The organism is Burkholderia sp. MSMB1826 (genome assembly GCF_001526325.1).
Taxonomy (GTDB): domain Bacteria; phylum Pseudomonadota; class Gammaproteobacteria; order Burkholderiales; family Burkholderiaceae; genus Burkholderia.
The window spans coordinates 41,008-53,809 of the sequence record NZ_LOYN01000058.1 but is presented as its reverse complement, the minus strand read 5'-3'; the positions used below and the strand labels follow the sequence as shown (position 1 = coordinate 53,809).

Sequence of the window (12,802 nt, the reverse complement as noted above, 5' to 3'; positions counted from 1 at the left end):
CGATGAAGCGTTATACGGTCGGCATCGACCTCGGTACGAGCAACACCGTCGTCGCATACGTCGAGACCGGTTCCGACGCGATCCGCGTGTTCGACGTCGAGCAACTGGTCGGGCCGGGCGCGGTGGCCGCGCAGCCGCTGTTGCCGTCGGTGCGCTATCACCCGGCGGCGGGCGAGTTGCCGCCGGACGCGCTGCGCTTGCCGTGGCAGGCGGCCGGCGCGCGCGGCGCGCGCACCCATTCGGGCGGCGGCCGTGACGGCGGGTCGGCCGGCCGTGACGGCGGTGCGGACGATGCGCCGCCGGCCGTGATCGGCCGTTACGCGCGCACGCTCGGTGCGCAGGTGCCGGGCCGGCTCGTGTCGAGCGCGAAGAGCTGGCTGTCGCACGCGTCGGTCGACCGGCTCGCGGCGATCCTGCCGTGGGGCGCGGCCGACGGCGTCGACAAGGTGTCGCCGGTCGATGCGAGCGCGAGCTATCTCGCGCATGTGCGCGACGCATGGGACGCGCACTTTCCCGATGCGCCGCTCGCGAAGCAGGACGTGATCCTGACGGTGCCCGCGTCGTTCGACGACGGCGCGCGCGCGTTGACCGTCGAGGCCGCGCGACGCGCGAAGCTGCCGGCGCTGCGATTGCTGGAAGAGCCGCAGGCCGCGTTCTACGACTGGCTGTACGGCCAGCGCGACACGTTGCGCGACACCTTCGCCGCCGCGCGGCGCGTGCTGATCTGCGACGTCGGCGGCGGCACGACCGACCTCACGCTCGTCGACGTCGCGCCGGGCGACGACGGCGAGCCGACCTTCACGCGCGTCGGCGTCGGCAACCATCTGATGCTCGGCGGCGACAACATGGACCTCGCGCTCGCGCGCCTGGTCGAAACGCGGCTGACCGAGCCCGGTACGCGGCTGTCGGCCGCGAGCCTGTCGCAGCTCGTCGAGCGCTGCCGCGCGGCGAAGGAGCGGCTGCTCGGCGACGACGCGCCGGCGTCCGTCACCGTCACGCTGCTCGGCGCGGGCAGCAAGCTCGTCGGCGGCGCGCGCTCGGCCGAACTGACACGGCAGGAAGTCGAGCGGATCGTCGTCGACGGGTTCTTTCCGCAGGTCGATGCCGGCGAACTGCCGCGCCGTGCGCGCGCGGCGATCGTCGAATTCGGCTTGCCGTATGCGAGCGACGCGGCCGTCACGCGCCACGTCGCCGCATTCCTGACGCGTCATGCGGAAGGCCCGCTGCCGGACACGCTGCTGCTCAACGGCGGCGTGTTCCGCGCGGGCGCGCTCGCCGGCCGTCTCGCGCAAACGCTCGGCGCGTGGCGCGACGCGCCGCTCGACGTACTGCACAACGCGCATCCCGATGTGGCCGTCGCACGCGGCGCGGTGGCCTACGGGCTCGCGCGTGCCGGTCATGCGCCGCGCATCGGCGGCGGCTCCGCGCGCAGCTATTTCCTCGTGCTCGACGATGGCGCGGACGATTCGGCCGCACGCGGCGTCTGCCTGCTGCCGCGCGGCTCGGAGGAGGGCCGCGAGATCCGGCTCGACGATCGCACGTTCGCGCTGCAGCTCGGGCAGCCGGTGCGTTTTCACCTCGTGTCGACGGTGGCCGACACGCAATATCGACCCGGCGATCTCGTCGATCTCGACGGCGGCGATTTCGTGCGGCTGCCGCCGATCGCGACGGTCGTCGATGCGAAGGCGGGCAGCGACGCGCGCGCCACGCCGGTGAAGCTCACCGCGTCGCTGACCGAGGTCGGCACGCTCGAAATGCATTGCATCGCGACCGACGACGCGACGCGCCGCTGGCGGCTCGAATTCCAGTTGCGCGGCGATGCGCCGGTTCACGGCGACGATGCCGCGGCCACGCGGCATCCGCGTCTCGACCAAGCGATCGCGTTGATCGAGCGCTCGTTCGGCAGCAAGGCCGCCGGCGTGACGCCGAAGGACACGCGCCGGTTGCGCGCGCAACTCGAACAGGTGCTCGGCGCGCGCGAAGACTGGGACGTCGCGCTCGCACGCGAACTGTTCGACGCTTTGCTTGCGCGGGCGCGGCGGCGGCGTCGCTCGGCCGATCACGAGCGCGCCTGGCTGAATCTTGCCGGGTATTGCCTGCGTCCGGGCTTCGGCCATCCGCTCGACGCGTGGCGCATCGAGCAGCTGTGGCCGCTGTTCGACGACGGCATTCAATACGTGACCGACGCCCAGGTGTGGTCCGAGTGGTGGACGCTGTGGCGGCGCGTGGCCGGCGGCCTCGACGATGCTGCGCAGACGCAGGTGCGCGACGCGATCGCGTTCCTCGAACCGTCCGACGACAAGCGGCGCAAGCTGCCGTTCGATCCGACCAAGGTCGGGCCGGCCGACATGACGCGGCTGTCCGCGTCGCTCGAACGGCTGCCCGTCGAGCGCAAGGTCGAGCTCGCCGAGCGCCTGATCGCGCAATTGCAGAAGCCGGCCGAACGTACGTTGTGTGCGTGGGCGCTCGGGCGGATCGGTGCGCGTCGGCCGTTCTACGGCAGCGCGCACGGCGTCGTGCCGCCGGAAATCGTCATCGGCTGGCTCGATGCGCTGTTCGCGCTCGACTGGAAGCAGGTCGAGCCCGCGGCGTTCGCGGCGGCACAGATCGCGCGGATGACGGGCGACCGCTCGCGCGACCTGCCGGACGACACGCGCGAGGCCGTCGTCAAGCGCTTGTCGGCCGCGAATGCATCGGCGGCGTGGATCGACATGGTCCGTGAAGCGATCGCGTTCGACGAAGCCGACACGGTGCGCGTATTCGGCGAGACGCTGCCGGCAGGGTTGAAGCTGCTGGCCGATTGAAAGCGCGACAGGGTGCTTCGATCTTGTTCGGAGACCGAAGCATCACGTCAACCGCCAACCGCCAACCGCGGCGCGATGTCGGAGCCTCGCTTCGTTCAGGCGTGCGGCACCGCATCGTGCCGCTTTTCCGCCGGTTCGACTGCGACGCCGTCACGCGCCGCCGTCGAACGCCGCGCCAGATGAATCCCCGCGAGCATGCAGCGCACCGACCCGCCGGCCAGTTCGATCGTCGGCACGTCGAGCGGCAGCAATCGCGCGGAGCGCTCGATCGTCGCACGCTGCGCCGGCGCGAGGCAATCGTATGCGCGCCGCGACAATGCGAGCACGCGGCCATCCTTCCCCGACAATTCCAGCGTATTGCCCGCGAAATTCGCGATCTGCGCGTGATCGAGCGCGATCACCGCGCGCCCCGTTTCGGTCAGGCGTTGCGCGATCTCGCCGCGGCGGCGGCTGTCGGCGATCAGGTCGAGGCCGACCATCGCGAACTCGGTGGCGATGCTCATCATCACGTTCGTGTGATAGATCGGCGTGCCGTTCGCATCGGCCGTGTCGAAGCAGATCGGCTCGAAGTTGAAATTCGTGCAGAAGCGTTCGAGCGCGACCGGATCGGCACGGCGCGAGCGCGCGGCGTACGCGATCCGCGCGACGTGGTCGAGCACCATCGCGCCGGTGCCTTCCAGGAACACGTCGTCGTATTCGAGGCCCGAGTAGTCGATCACGTCCTGCACGCGATACTCGGCCTTCAGCATCTCGATCACGTCCGCGCGCCGCTCGCGGCGGCGGTTCGGGCTGTGCATCGGATACAGCGCGACATGGCCGCCCGGGTGCGTCGAGAACCAGTTGTTCGGGAACACGGAGTCGGGCGTGTCGCGCTCGCCGTGGTCGTCGAACACGTGCACGCGCACACCCGCGTCGGCGAGCGTGCGCGCGGCGGCCGTGACTTCGTCGCGCGCGGCGGCCGACACCGCCGGCGTGTCGCCCGCGCCGCCGCCGGCCGTGCGCTGGAACGCGTTGTCGGCCGCGGTCTGCGGGTTCGGCAGGAAGCGGTGCGGTCGGATCATCACGACGGCGGACGGCGCCTGGATCGATACGAGATTCATGAGCGGCGGGAGCGAAGAGCAGGAAAACGGGCGGCGCACGGGCCGCCCGCGCGGAACGGTCAGCGCGCGAACGCGGCGACGGCTTCGGTCACGAACGCCGCGTGACCGTGCGCGCTCGCGGCCGGATCGTCGATCAGCGCGAACAGGTTCTTCGGATCGACGGCCGGCGGAATCAGCGCGATCTCGACGCCCGCGTTGTGCTGCTGCGCGAGCGCATACAGGTAGCGCAGCGCCGAGTAATCCTCGAGCGCGAACCCGACCGAGTCGAACACCGTGACCTCGCTCGCGCGCTCGCGGCCGGCCGTCTCGCCTTGCAGCGCGCGCCACAACTCGACGACGGGGAAGTCGCCCGGCATCTGCTGGATCTCGCCCTCGATGCGCGACTGCGGCTCGAATTCGACGAATACGCGGCCCGCGTTCAGCACGCCCGCCTCGAGCTCGGTCTTGCCCGGGCAATCGCCGCCGACGGCGTTCAGATGCATGCCGGGCTCGATCATGTCGGCCGTGACGATCGTTGCGTACGCCTTGTCGGCGGTGACGGTCGTCACGATGTCGGCGCCGCGCACGGCGTCGGCGGTCGATGCCGCGCGCACGACGCGCAACTTCGGATACGCGGCGAGGTTCTGCACGAGCTTGTCGGTCGCGCGCGGATCGACGTCGAACACGCGGATTTCGTCGATGCCGAGCAGCGTGTGGAACGCGATCGCCTGGAATTCGCTTTGCGCGCCGTTGCCGATCAGCGCCATCGTGCGCGAATCGGGCCGGGCGAGCGCCTGCGCGGCGAGGACCGACGTCGCGGCCGTGCGCAGCGCGGTGGTGAGCGTGAGTTCGGCGAGCAGCAGCGGGTAGCCGGTATCGACTTCGGCGAGCGCGCCGAACGCCATCACCGTGTGCATGCCGCGCGCCGCATTGACGGGGTGGCCGTTCACGTACTTGAACGCGAACAACGACGCGTTCGCGACGGGCATCAGTTCGATCACGCCGTCGCGCGAGTGGCACGCGACGCGCGGCGACTTGTCGAAATCGGCCCAGTGCAGGTAATCGGCACGCAGCGTGTCGACGAGTTCGCGCAAGAACGTCGTGACGCCGGTTCGGGCGACCAGGCGGGCGGTGGCGGGAACGTCGAGGAAGCGAGTCATCGGTCTGTCTCCATATTCGGTGCCGGTACGGGTGTCCGGGCGTTCGGGTCGGCCGGGCAGGGCGTCGGCGCGAATCCGGGCTTTCCGAAAAAAGCGGCGGCGCGGCGCGTCGGCCGGCCGATGGAGTCATTATTTCCGCGAGTCGAGCCAACAAAAAGACGGCAAAAGTGGCAGATTCCTCGGTAGACTTTGCACATTGCCAACCCATTCCGGCAGTTTGACCAGTTTGCGCGGGCCGGAACGGGGCACCTCCGGCACGCTGGCGGCCGGTTCACGCTCAACAGGAAGGCCGTTCATGATCACGCTCGACGACGTCGACCGTCAGCTCATCGCGCTGCTGCGCGACAACGCGCGACTGCCCGTCGTCGCGTTGGCGAAGGTATTGCGCGTGGCGCGCGCGACCGTGCAGAACCGGCTCACGCGGCTCGAGAAGAACGGCGTGATCGTCGGCTATACGGTGCGGCTCAAGCCGGCGGCCGAACGGCACCGGATCCGCGCGCTGATGTCGATCGCGGTGCAGGGCAATCGCGGCGCGGAAGTGGTGAAGGTGCTGCGCGGGCACCCGAACGTCGCGTCGATCCACAGCACGAACGGGCGCTGGGATCTCGTCGCCGAGTTGCATGCCGATTCGCTCGAGCACTTCGATCGCGTGCTCGGCGCGATCCGGTTGATCGACGGGATCGCGAATACCGAGACGAGTATTTTGTTGTCGACGCACAAGGCGTGACGCGGCCCCGGCCCGCGCCACGTCTTTCCGTGCGCTCAGCCATTGGCCGCCGGTGCCGGGAACACCGGCTCGCCGAGCGTCAGCATCAACCGGTTCGCCCACGCGAAGATCGCGATGGCGTGCGACAGGTCGAGAATCTCCTCGTGCGTCAACCCTTCGGCTTCGAGCGCCGCGATGTCGTGCTCGCCGACCGCGTCCGGCCGTTCGGTCAACGCGATCGCATAGCGGACGATCGCGCGTTCGCGCGCCGTCGTGCCGGCCGTTGCCGGATCGTCGAACACCTGTTCGATCGCATCGGTGCGTTTCGCGAGTTGCGCGAAGCGCTGCGCATGCACCGACGCGCAGTACACGCAGCCGTTCACGCGCGATACGGCCGTGCTCGCCAGTTCGCGCTCGGCGCGCGACAACCCGCCGGGGCCGTACATGATCGCGTTGAACACGGCCGAGCGCTGCCGCAGGATCTCGGGAAGATGGACGAGCAGCAGGTAATAGTCGGACGTTTTCGCTTGCGGATGGCTCGCTTCGAGCACCGCGAGCTGATCGGGCGTCGCCGCGTCGAGCGACACCGTGTCGAGCCAGGCGCGCCAGCCGAGCGTATCGGACGTGAAGCCGTGGGCGGCAGTCGTCATGCGGCCTCCTTCGCGGCACGTGCCTGAAGCGCCCGCGCGGCAGCGGCGACGCGCAACTGATACGCGACGAACGCGACGAGCTGCGACAGCGCGACGATCGCGGGCGTCGTGAGTCCGGCCGACTTTAACGCGTCGAGGTCGGATGCGCGCGCGTCGGCCGGCGCGTGCGTCAGGCGTTTCGCGTGCAAGAGGATTGCGCCGAGGCGTCGAGGTAGCGCGTCGAACGCATCGGCATCCGCGCGTTCGATGTCGTCGAGCGTACCGCCTGCGTCGAGCAGCCGGGCGCGATAGATGTCGGCCAGCGCGTGCGCATTCGACTGCCGCGCGACATACCGTGCCGCATGCAGCCGTTCGATCGGCGAAAGATCGGGCAACGCGGGATCGAACAGCGCGGCTTCGCTCAGTTGCGTCGGCAGCCGCACCTTGTCGCGGGCGCGGCGCAGCGCGGCGACGGCGTCGCCTTCCCGCAGGCCGGCTGCCGCGTCGATCGTATCCGGCACGACGGCCGGCGTGATGGAGTCAGTCATCGTTTCGGTTTTCCTTCGTCGTCAAAGTGATCGAGGGCATCGGCGTCGCGCCATTCGTCGCCCTGCAACTCCGCGTTCGCGTAGGCGACGAGTGCGTCGTAGTGGCGCTCGCGATCGGCATCGAACAACCGGCTCGCGATGCCGCGTGCCAGCCGCTGCGCGCCCGCGCTGATGGCCGGGATATCGCCTGACAGCTTGCCGTGGCTCAGGCTCGCCGCATGGTTGAAGCAATGGATTCGCGTGACGGCCGGGCAGGCGCCGCGCTCGCGCTCCTGGAACGCGAACGCGGGGCCCAGATCGGGCGACTCGGCCAGCTCGTCGAGCCACAGCGCCGGTTCCGGCCGATAGCGATCCTTCCAGCGCCGCACGTGTGCGCCGAACGACGCGAATTCCTCGCGCGTGGCCCAGTCCGAATGAAAACCCGTCGCGAAGATCAGGAAGTCGACCGTGTAGCGGCCGCGCGGTGTCGTCACTTCCAGCCCGTCCGCACGGTCGGCGAGCGTGTCGATCGGGCTGCCCGCATGGAAATGCGCATGGCCGTGGCGCGACACGCGCAGCACGCTGTCGCGCGGCGGTGGCGTTTGCGACGTCAGCGCGTAGTGCATGAAGCGCCACTTCGTCGCGTCGTCGAGATCCGCGTAGCCGTGCACGAGCCCCGGGCTGCCGATGCCCGTCAGCTTGTTGATGCGCGGAATGTCCGCGCGGCGGAAGAACAGGTCGACGCGGGCGGCGCCGGCTTCGAGTGCGGTACCCGCGTTGTCGAACGCGGACGCGCCTGCGCCGACCACGCCGACGCGCTTGCCCGCGAGCGCGGCGAAGTCGATCGGCTCGGACGAATGGGCCCAGCGCGTGCGCGGCGCGCGTTGCGCGACGGGCGGCACGTACGGACCGCCGAGCCCGTCGCGGCCGGTCGCGAGCACGACGTGCCGCGCGAGCAGCGTCTGTGCTTCGCCGTTGCCGCGCACGTCGAGCGCGAGCAACCCGTCGTCGCGCGGGCGCAGCGCGACGAGCGTCGTGTCGTTGCGCACCTGCAGGTCGAGCACGCGCCGATACCAGCGCAGGTAGTCCATCCATTGCGGGCGCGGAATCTTGTAGAGCGCGTCCCATGCGTCGCGGCCGTATTGCGCTTCGAACCATGCGCGGAACGTCAGCGCGGGCAGGCCGAGCGCGGGGCCCGCAAGCTGCTTCGGAGAACGCAGCGTCTCCATCCGCGCGAACGTGACCCATGGGCCTTCGTAGCCGGCCGGCGCGCGGTCGATCACGCACTGGTTGTCGATGCCGAGCAGGCGCAGCTCGGCGGAGGCCGCGAGCCCGGCCATGCCGCCGCCGACGATGGCGACGTCGAGCACGCGCGCGCCGTCCGCTTCGCGCGGCGGCACCCACGACGGCGCGGGCAGGTCGAGCCAGCGCAGGTCCTGCGCGAGCCGCGCTTCGAGTGCGTCGAGCGGGGTTGTCATGCGGCCTCCGGGCGCGCGCGGCGAGTCCGTGCCGGGCGAGGCGGGCGCGTCGCGCGATCGGTGCGCAGCCGGTCGCCGCGCAGCAGCGCGTCGTGCGCGGCGGCGTCGTGAAAGATCACGTCGTCGAGCAGCGCGCGCGTCGTGCGATGCAGCGCATCGAGCAGCGCATCGACGGCCGCCGTGCGTGCCTTGCCGGCCGGTGTTGCGACGCCGAATGCGAACGGGATGTCGACGTCGAGCGGGCGCGCGACGACGCCGTCCACCGGCAGCGCGACGCCCGTGGCCGGATCGACGATGCCGATCCCGATGCCCGCGCGCGCGGCCATGACCGCATTCAGCGACGCGTTGGTTTCGATGAATACGCGCGCCTCGACGCGCGCGGCGGCGAACGCCGCGTCGATCCGCTGGCGCAACCGGTGCCGGTTCGCGACCGTCACGATGCGGCGCCGCGCGAGGTCGCGCAGCGCGATGCGCGGCTTTGCCGCGAGCGGGTCGCCGGCGGGCAGCACGGCGACGCACGGCGCCTGCGCGATCCACTGCACGTCGAGCCCGGCATGCGCCATCGGCAGCGTGAGCACGCCGACATCGGCCGTGCCGGCCAGCACCTCGTGCACGACATGCTCGGCCGATTCGCTGCGCAATTGATAGTGCGGCGCATGCGCACCGTCGGGCAGCGCGGCGAGCGCGGCCGGTACGAGCGTGGCCGCGAGCGACGGCGTGGCCGCGATGCGCACGGGTTCGGCGCTTTCGTCGCCGAGCGCGCGCGCCCGCGCCTCGATCGCGCGCAGGCCCACCAGCGAGCGTTCGACTTCCTCGTACAGCAGGAACGCGCGTCGCGTCGGCGTGACGCGCGGGCCATGCCGGTCGAACAGCGCGTAGCCGAGATCGGCTTCGAGTTCCTGGATCTGCCGCGTGACGGCCGGTTGCGAGCGGCCGAGCAGTTCGCCCGCGCCGGTCACGCTGCCGGCTGACATGACCGCGGAAAAGGCTTCGAGTTGATGCAGCTCCATGACGCGTTCCGATGATGCAATTTGCGCATTGTAGGAGTGCGAGCATGCGCGATTCATATAATGATTTTTGCTATCGACAGCGGGAAAACTGCGAAGCGCGCGATTGCCGCGGCGGCCGGTCGGATGCGCATGCGTGCCGGTTGCACGGGGTGACGAGAACGAAACGTCAATCGAATCAACGCGATGCGGTGAGTGTTGGCACGTCGCTCGACGTGCGACGGATGGGCGGCCGTTCACGAGCGTCGCCTGCTTCGCGCCGCGTGCGATATCGATATGCGCAAAACTTCGTTGGATCGTCCTGAACCGGATGGTTACATGCCCTCACTCTTTTCGACCGACTGAAGCTGGGGGACGCATGAACGTTTCGGGGAACGACGCGCGCGGCGCATGGCGACGCGTGCTGGGCACGGTGGCGGCGCTCGCTGCCGCATGGGGCTTGTCGACGGGCGGCGCGCTCGCGGCCGGCGTATCGGGCGAGCCGGTGGTGATCGGCGTGAGCGGGCCGCTCACGGGCCAGGACGCGCAGTACGGCGAGCAGTGGAAGCGCGGCTTCGATCTCGCGCTCGACGAGATCAACGGCAGCGGCGGCATTCACGGCCGGCCGCTCGCGATCGACTTCCAGGACAGCCGCAGCGACCCGCGCCAGGCGGTGGCGATCGCGCAGAAGTTCGTCGCCGATCCGCGCATCGCGATCGAGCTCGGCGATTTCTCGAGCGCGACGTCGATGGCTGCGTCGCCGATCTACCAGCGCGGCCAGCTGGTGCAGTTCGGCTTCACGAATTCGCATCCGGATTTCACGAAGGGCGGCGATTATCTGTGGAGCACCGCGTTGAGCCAGGCCGAGGAGCAGCCGCTGCTCGCACGCTACGCGGTGAAGGCGCTCGGCTTCAAGCGGATCGCGGTGCTATACCTGAATACCGACTGGGGCCGCACCAGCAAGGACATCTTTGCGAAGGCCGTGACCGGGCTCGGCGCGCAGGTCGTCGCGGCCGAAGGCTACCAGCCGGCGGAGAAGGATTTCCGCTCGACGCTCGTGCGGATCGGCGCGTCGCAGCCCGATTCGATCGTGCTGATCTCGTACTACGCGGACGGCGCGCAGATCGTGCGCCAGGCGCGCACGTCGGGCGTCGCGCTGCCGATCGCGGCGGTGGGCTCCGTGTATTCGCCGAAGTTCCTCGAGCTGGGCGGCACGGCCGTCGAAGGCGTCTATACGGAATCGAACTTCTTTCCGGCCGAACCGCGCCCCGAGGTGCAGGCGTTCGTGCAGCGCTATCGTGCGAAATTCCACGCGGATCCCGATTCGTTCGTGGCGCGCGCCTACGATGCGCTGATCCTGTCGGCGGAAGTGCTGCGCCGCTACGGCACGACGCGCCAGGCCGCGCACGACGGCTTCGCGAAGGTCAGCGACGTGCCGAGCGTGATCTTCGGCAAGGTGCGCTTCGATCCGCAGACGCGCCGCGTCGCGGGCGCGCGCACCGTGTATCTGGTCGTGAAGCAGGGGCAGTGGGCGCTGTGGGACGGCGCGAAGCCGCAGCTCGCGGCGCGCTGAGCCCGACATGAACCGCCTGCACCTGACGGACGCATCGTGATGGCTTCCTGGCTCGACTACACGCTCAACGGCCTCATCGTCGGCAACATCTACGCGCTGCTCGCGGTTGGGCTCGCGCTGATCTTCGGCGTGTCGCACCTGATCAACTTCGCGCACGGCTCGGTGTACATGGTCGGCGCATTCATCGGCTGGCTGTGCCTGACGCGCTTCGGGCTGCCGCTGCCGCTTGCGCTCGCGGCGGTGGTGGTCGGCTGCGGTGCGCTCGGCATCGCGATCGAGCGGATCGGGCTGCGGCCGCTGCGCCATGCCGCGCGCATCGCGCCGCTGCTCGCGACGATCGGCATCAGCTTCATCCTCGACCAGCTCGCGCAACTCGCGTTCGGCGCGGACCCGCGCGCGGTGCCGACGCCGCTGCCCGACTGGCACGTGCGGATCGCCGGCGCGACGCTCGGCTCGCTCGACCTGCTGATCGCGGGCATCGGCCTCGCGGCGGCTGCGCTGCTGTACGGCTTCCTGCGCTTCACGCGGCTCGGCTGGGCCGTGCGCGCGACCGCGCAGGATCGCGACGCGGCGCTGCAGATGGGCGTCGACGTCGACCGCGTGAACCAGACCGTGTTCGCGATCGCGTGCGCGCTCGGCGGCGTGAGCGGGCTGCTGGTCGGCATGTACTACAACAGCATCGATCCGGCGATGGGCTTCCAGGCGACGCTGAAGGGCGTCGTCGCGCTGCTGATCGGCGGGCTCGGCAACGTGCCCGGCGCGATCGCCGGCAGCCTGCTGCTCGGTCTCGTCGAAAGCTACGGCGTCGCGCTGTTCGGCACCAGCTATCGCGACCTGTTCGCGTTCGGGCTGCTGATCGTGTTCCTCGTGTGGCGGCCGAACGGCTTGTTCAGCGCGAACCGCGCGCTGCCGCCGGAGCCGATGACCGGCACCTTCCTCGCCGCCGCGAAAGCCGTGCGCGTGCCGCGCCCGGTGCTCGTCGTGCTGATCGCGGCGGCGGCCGTGCTGCCGTGGCTCGGCGCATCGCCTTACGTGCTGCAGACGCTGACCAACGCGTGGCTGTACGGGTTGCTCGCGCTGAGCCTCACGCTCGTCGCGGGCACGGTCGGGCAGATCTCGCTCGGCCACGCCGCGCTGCTCGTGATCGGCGCGTATGCGTCGGCGCTGCTGTCGTCGGATCTCGGCTGGTCGCCGGCCGTGACGATTCCGTGCGCGGGCGCGGTCACGGCCGTGCTCGGCACGCTGCTCGTCTATCCGGCATTCCGGCTGCGCGGGCATTACGTGTCGATCGCGACGCTCGGCATCGGCGAAGTGGTGAGCCTCGTGATCCTGAACTGGGACGGCCTGACGCGCGGCCCGCTCGGCATCACCGGCATCGCGCCGCTGCCGTGGGCGACGACCGCGCGCGCCGCGTACTGGTTCACGCTCGCGGTGCTCGTCGTGTTCGCGCTCGTGCAGGTGCGGCTGCTGCGTTCGCATCTGGGCCGCACGCTGCGCGCGGTGCGCGAGGACGACGTCGCCGCGCGTGCGCACGGCATCGCGCCGAACCGCTACAAGGCGATCGCGTTCGCGGTCGGCGGCGTCGCGGCGGGCGTGAGCGGCGGGATCGCCGCGCACCTGTACAGCTACATCAATCACCAGACCTTCGATTCGCAGGTGTCGATCCTCGCGTTGACGATGGTGATCCTCGGCGGGCTCGGCAACGTGCTCGGCGGCATCGTCGGCGCGATCGCGCTGATCGGGCTGCCTGAGCTGTTCCGTTGGGCGGCCGACTACCGGATGCTGATCTACGGCCTCGTGCTGCTGCTGCTCGTCCGGTTCCGGCCGCAGGGCCTGCTCGGCACGGTGTGAGGAGGAATG

At 70.2% G+C, this 12,802-nt stretch carries 10 protein-coding genes; 4 read left to right on the top strand and 6 right to left on the bottom strand.

Going from position 1 to position 12,802, the window contains the following annotated elements; all coding sequences use genetic code 11:
- Positions 1 to 2: 2 nt before the first annotated feature.
- Positions 3 to 2,804, top strand: a complete 2,802-nt coding sequence (locus WS95_RS31165) for an Hsp70 family protein (protein ID WP_059827974.1) — start codon at positions 3 to 5, stop codon at positions 2,802 to 2,804.
- 95 nt (positions 2,805 to 2,899) lie between these two features.
- On the opposite strand, the gene ctlX is transcribed toward WS95_RS31165, so the two are convergent.
- A complete protein-coding gene (gene ctlX, locus WS95_RS31160; protein WP_059827972.1) occupies positions 2,900 to 3,904 on the bottom strand; it encodes a citrulline utilization hydrolase CtlX in 1,005 nt (334 codons plus the stop codon).
- Positions 3,905 to 3,963: 59 nt separating this feature from the next.
- On the bottom strand, positions 3,964 to 5,043 hold the full coding sequence (locus WS95_RS31155; RefSeq protein ID WP_059827971.1) for an ornithine cyclodeaminase: 1,080 nt from the start codon (positions 5,041 to 5,043) through the stop codon (positions 3,964 to 3,966).
- Positions 5,044 to 5,338: 295 nt separating this feature from the next.
- Between WS95_RS31155 and WS95_RS31150 the strand changes: the two genes are divergently transcribed.
- Positions 5,339 to 5,770, top strand: coding sequence for an Lrp/AsnC family transcriptional regulator (locus WS95_RS31150; RefSeq protein ID WP_059827969.1), 432 nt, complete (start codon positions 5,339 to 5,341; stop codon positions 5,768 to 5,770).
- Between the two features lie 35 nt (positions 5,771 to 5,805).
- Here WS95_RS31150 and WS95_RS31145 read toward each other — a convergent pair whose 3' ends face one another.
- The 4 genes from WS95_RS31145 to WS95_RS31130 are packed head-to-tail and all read right to left on the bottom strand — an operon-like array spanning position 5,806 to position 9,393.
- Entirely contained in the window at positions 5,806 to 6,399 is a 594-nt protein-coding gene (locus WS95_RS31145; RefSeq protein ID WP_059827966.1) for a peroxidase-related enzyme, read from the bottom strand.
- Positions 6,396 to 6,926, bottom strand: coding sequence for a CMD domain-containing protein (locus tag WS95_RS31140; RefSeq protein ID WP_059827964.1), 531 nt, complete (start codon positions 6,924 to 6,926; stop codon positions 6,396 to 6,398). The genes WS95_RS31145 and WS95_RS31140 overlap by 4 nt, the downstream gene beginning before the upstream one ends.
- A complete protein-coding gene (locus WS95_RS31135; RefSeq protein WP_059827962.1) occupies positions 6,923 to 8,383 on the bottom strand; it encodes an NAD(P)-binding domain-containing protein in 1,461 nt (486 codons plus the stop codon). The genes WS95_RS31140 and WS95_RS31135 overlap by 4 nt, the downstream gene beginning before the upstream one ends.
- Positions 8,380 to 9,393, bottom strand: a complete 1,014-nt coding sequence (locus WS95_RS31130; protein WP_059827959.1) for a LysR family transcriptional regulator — start codon at positions 9,391 to 9,393, stop codon at positions 8,380 to 8,382. The genes WS95_RS31135 and WS95_RS31130 overlap by 4 nt, the downstream gene beginning before the upstream one ends.
- 355 nt (positions 9,394 to 9,748) lie before the next feature.
- Between WS95_RS31130 and WS95_RS31125 the strand changes: the two genes are divergently transcribed.
- Positions 9,749 to 10,942 carry an ABC transporter substrate-binding protein gene (locus WS95_RS31125; RefSeq protein WP_059827957.1) on the top strand — a complete coding sequence of 398 codons (1,194 nt, stop codon included), beginning with the start codon at positions 9,749 to 9,751 and terminating at the stop codon, positions 10,940 to 10,942.
- 39 nt (positions 10,943 to 10,981) lie between these two features.
- A complete protein-coding gene (locus WS95_RS31120; RefSeq protein ID WP_034205461.1) occupies positions 10,982 to 12,793 on the top strand; it encodes an ABC transporter permease in 1,812 nt (603 codons plus the stop codon).
- The last annotated feature ends 9 nt before the right edge of the window (positions 12,794 to 12,802 follow it).